This window comes from Flavobacterium noncentrifugens (assembly GCF_900100375.1).
GTDB classification, from domain to species: Bacteria; Bacteroidota; Bacteroidia; order Flavobacteriales; family Flavobacteriaceae; genus Flavobacterium; species Flavobacterium noncentrifugens.
In genome coordinates, this window is sequence record NZ_FNEZ01000015.1 from 1 (window position 1) to 3,816 (window position 3,816).

Below are 3,816 nucleotides of genomic sequence, written 5' to 3' on the forward strand. Positions count from 1 at the left end.
ACGTTTCGCGGCTTAAGCGAGGTTGCGATTCAAGCGGACTGAGTTTTCTCTGCCAAGATAAAACTTTCTTCGTGAAAACAAAATTTCCGGTTACCGAAAACCAGCAATCTCGCTTAGCCGCTGTTGTGCGTTCGTGCATTATAATTAGGTTCCAAAATCGATAGGTAATAAATATTTATTTGATGTTTCTACAACTTTTCCGTTTTTCAAAGCTGGAGTAAATTTTATTTTGTTAAAAATTTTAATCATTTCGAATTCTATTACTTTTATCTCTTCTTGTTTTGCGCCTGAAAACCTTAATATATTTCCGTCAAATATTCCTTTCTTGTTAATATGGAAATTAATAAACATTTTACCTTTTCCTCTAATCATTTTATAGACGAATTCAGAATCTCTAATTTGTTTTATAACCAAATCGAGATATTTTTTATTAATGGCATCGTCAACAAATAAAGGAAAAGCTTCTCCATTAACGATGAATTTTGGTTTTTCATCAACTTCTTGCATTGGGACAACCAAAAACTCCGGAATATCTTTGCAATATTCTTGTAAAAATTTTGCGGCACCATAATCATTTAATGAATAGCATTTATAAAGATGTTCACAAGCCAACTCTTTCTCACCTAAATTCCATTCTGATATTGCTAAATTATAGATTGCGCTAACGTTTGTAGAATCAAGTTCAACAATTTTGTTATAGATGGTTTTTGCTCTATTATAATCTTTTACAGAAAATGCTCTTTCGGCGAAAATTGAAAGTCTTTCTACTTCTGAACTCTGCGAAAAAATGCTATTAGAAATTAATAATAAAAAGAATATTTTCTTCATTATGTATTTTAGTTTATTTTGGATACAGAGTTTTTTCGGCATGACGCACAACGTTTTGCCGCTAAGCGAGTTTGCGATGCCAACGAGCTGAGTATTCTCTGCCAAGATAAACTTTCTTCGTGTAGAAACAATTTCCGGAAACCAAAAACCAGCAAATTCGCTTAGCGGCGGTTAGCTGCCGTTTCTATGAGATTATTCCGTAAGTAACTAATAATATTACTACAATTAAAGAACTTAGATAAAAAAATACTTTTGAAAAATTAAAATACCATTTCTTTGGAATTTCACCTCGTAAATAACTGTCGTAATCGCCACTTAACCTAATATCGAAATGCCTAAGATGAATTTTTAAATATTCATTTAATTCGTCAACGATAGAATACATATAAATTATACCTGAAATGATACTCGCGCCGATTGCCGATAGTATAACTGAAAATAAAATTTCTTGGAAGCAATTTGAGTTTTCAGGTTTAAATGCTACTAAAACAGTAAGCATTCCGAAAGAAATAGTGGTGATATGTTTAATCAATTGGACAAGCTTTTCAGCCTTATCTTTTTTCACAGAATTGATTTCGGCAACTAATTTTTGTAAATGTTCTGATTGACTTGAGTTCATGTTTTACGTCGTTTTAAGAAATGGCAGCTAACGTTTGGCCTGTAACCGTCAGTCGCGGATCAAAGCGAACTGAGTTTTCTCTGCTAAGATAGAATTTCTTCGTGAAAATGCATCTTCCGGCTACCGAAAACTCCGCGATTGCGGTTACAGGCGGTTATATGCCGTTTATGTTTAATCAATCATAATGTCGTTTTGCAAAATTTCTTTTTTTATAATTTCAAAATCTTTGATTAAGACTTCGCAATGTTTCTTTTGCATTTTAAGTTCTGAAACTAAATCAGATTTGGCTCCTTGAAAGTTTTGACACCATTCAATATGTTCTAAAAAACTTTCATTATCTTTCTTATGTTTTTCGTAATGATTTTTCATTTTAAGGCGAAATTTTTCGATAATTCTCCAATGTGAGTGCTCTTGCAAAAAGTCAATTTCATAAAATGCGTGATAAATGTCAACAATAGTTTTTTGTTTAAATTCACTAGAAATTTTTATTAAGTCTTCTTTTTCAAAAAAATCAAAAATATTTTTGTTGAGCATTGGACTTAATGTAACATTTCTACTTTTAAAATATTCTTCATCGCTTTTTACATTTAAAAGGTCGTCATAGCCTAAAATATTTTTCTTCAAATATTTGATAATTATATCGTCAATAAATTGAACGAAAATTTCCGATGACCTTTTTAATTTTTGAGTTTTATTGTAGCTTTTTATCAGTTCATTAATAAATAATGTCATAGCTGAACCTCCAATTGAAGAAAGCAAAATTTGTTCATATCCAATCATTCTTTGTAGTTTTTGGCGGTTTTAAATGGCATATAACGTTCCCACGCTAACCGACAGTTGCCGATGAAAGCGAGCGGAGATTTCTCCGCCAAGATAAAACTTTCTTCGTGAAAATAGATATTCCGTGATCGAAAAATCGGCAATTGCGGTTAGCGTGTGTTACCTGCTGGCGCTTACATTGATGGAGGAATATTTTTATAATTGCTTTTTAGAATATTCATGCAATCTTTAAAATCGGGATTCTTGCTTAAAATTTCAATTAAATCTTCATTGAATTTACAGATTCCATTTTCTATATTGTTTAAATCAGATTTCGTTTCAATTTGATTTGATATAATTAATTTGGACTTCTCAATATTTTTAATTTTCACAATGATTAGATCTCTAAAATCGGGCATTATTATTGGTTTTTTTGGTAAAATAAGTTTTTCTCCATTTAATGTATCGATTTGATATTTATAAAAAGATTTCGAGATTTTGTTTTTCTCAACTTTATTTAGCTTTATTGTATCTACGAAATTTATTGCTGGAATTTGAAAGACGCCACTTTCTAAGTTATAATTAAAATTCTGATTAGAAATTGAAAGAGAAAAATTTTCAAATTCTTTTTCGCTATTACCTTTGCAGGAAAATAAGATTACTGATGTAATTAATAAAATAAATTTGTTCATATACGATTTTTTTATGCGCGATCTCGGATGCGCTTGCAGGTAACGTTTCGCGGCTTAAGCGAGGTTGCGATTCAAGCGGACTGAGTTTTCTCTGCCAAGATAAAACTTTCTCCGTGAAAACAAAATTTCCGGTTACCGAAAACCAGCAATCTCACTTAGCCGCTGTTAGGCAACGTATCATTTGGCTTTATTTCTCTTTTTGGCCTTTTTAGTAAGCCACGCTACATATTTTTTATTTTTTTCTGTATATTCCCTCATTCCAGATGATTCCAAAAAAATCATTTTTTCGGCTGTTTTGTTTCCAGCTCTTTTCGAATAATTATCATATCCAGATTTATCTTTAATGGAATCATTAAAATCAAATTGATTTGGATCAATTTCGCCTTTAATTGCATTTGAATAATAATTTTTTGAATTTAGTAAAAGTTTAAAGCGAATTTCGGTTTTGAAAATTCCCTTATACGCTTTCGACTCAGTCTTTATTATTTCATTCGATTTTAGCGTCTGTGACAAATAACTGTTACCACACCACGAATTTTTCCAATACTCAATTGGTTTCCAATCGCCTTCCTTATTTTTTGCTTCTTGAATTATATATAAATGCCAATCCTGTTTTGAAAGTGAAATCGAATCCTTTAAATTATTTGATACAAATATTGAGAAAATCGAATCGCTTGTACTCTCTGCAAAAACACTGAAATCTTTTTGAGTATTTAAATTGAGAATTATGAATTGAGTTTGAATTTTTGAATCCGATACATATTTTTCATCGATTATATTCTCATTCCGCTGCATTTCGACGGTTTGGCAAATTGCAGTTAATGAAAAGAATAAAAAATACAAACTTAAGGTTTTCATTTTATGACGATTTTTTCAGATATGTTGCCTAACGTTTCGCGGCTTAAGCGAGGTTGCGAT

Annotated in this window: 5 protein-coding genes; all 5 read right to left on the reverse strand. The window is 31.0% G+C overall.

Annotated features, from left to right (window positions below):
* Positions 1–144: 144 nt before the first annotated feature.
* The 5 genes from BLS32_RS18170 to BLS32_RS18190 all read right to left on the reverse strand — a co-directional run bounded on the left by BLS32_RS18170 (position 145) and on the right by BLS32_RS18190 (position 3,756).
* The gene (locus BLS32_RS18170; RefSeq protein ID WP_139171823.1) at positions 145–828 is read right to left on the reverse strand and encodes an energy transducer TonB; all 684 of its coding nucleotides are present in this window, start codon (positions 826–828) and stop codon (positions 145–147) included.
* A gap of 184 nt (positions 829–1,012) precedes the next feature.
* Entirely contained in the window at positions 1,013–1,447 is a 435-nt protein-coding gene (locus BLS32_RS18175; RefSeq protein WP_091399512.1) for a hypothetical protein, read from the reverse strand.
* 171 nt (positions 1,448–1,618) lie between these two features.
* On the reverse strand, positions 1,619–2,227 hold the full coding sequence (locus BLS32_RS18180) for a hypothetical protein (protein ID WP_091399515.1): 609 nt from the start codon (positions 2,225–2,227) through the stop codon (positions 1,619–1,621).
* Between the two features lie 173 nt (positions 2,228–2,400).
* The gene (locus BLS32_RS18185; RefSeq protein ID WP_091399518.1) at positions 2,401–2,898 is read right to left on the reverse strand and encodes a hypothetical protein; all 498 of its coding nucleotides are present in this window, start codon (positions 2,896–2,898) and stop codon (positions 2,401–2,403) included.
* A 177-nt stretch (positions 2,899–3,075) separates the two neighbouring features.
* Positions 3,076–3,756: a hypothetical protein gene (locus BLS32_RS18190; RefSeq protein WP_091394824.1), complete on the reverse strand. Its 681-nt coding sequence runs from the start codon at positions 3,754–3,756 to the stop codon at positions 3,076–3,078.
* Between the last annotated feature and the right edge of the window lie 60 nt (positions 3,757–3,816).

Bases quoted from the DNA above. Each gene is read 5' to 3' on its own strand.
- BLS32_RS18180 (WP_091399515.1), bottom strand. From the start codon at position 2,227: ATGATTGGATATGAACAAATTTTGCTTTCTTCAATTGGAGGTTCAGCT.
- BLS32_RS18175 (WP_091399512.1), bottom strand. From the start codon at position 1,447: ATGAACTCAAGTCAATCAGAACATTTACAAAAATTAGTTGCCGAAATC.
- BLS32_RS18185 (WP_091399518.1), bottom strand. From the start codon at position 2,898: ATGAACAAATTTATTTTATTAATTACATCAGTAATCTTATTTTCCTGC.
- BLS32_RS18190 (WP_091394824.1), bottom strand. From the start codon at position 3,756: ATGAAAACCTTAAGTTTGTATTTTTTATTCTTTTCATTAACTGCAATT.
- BLS32_RS18170 (WP_139171823.1), bottom strand. From the start codon at position 828: ATGAAGAAAATATTCTTTTTATTATTAATTTCTAATAGCATTTTTTCG.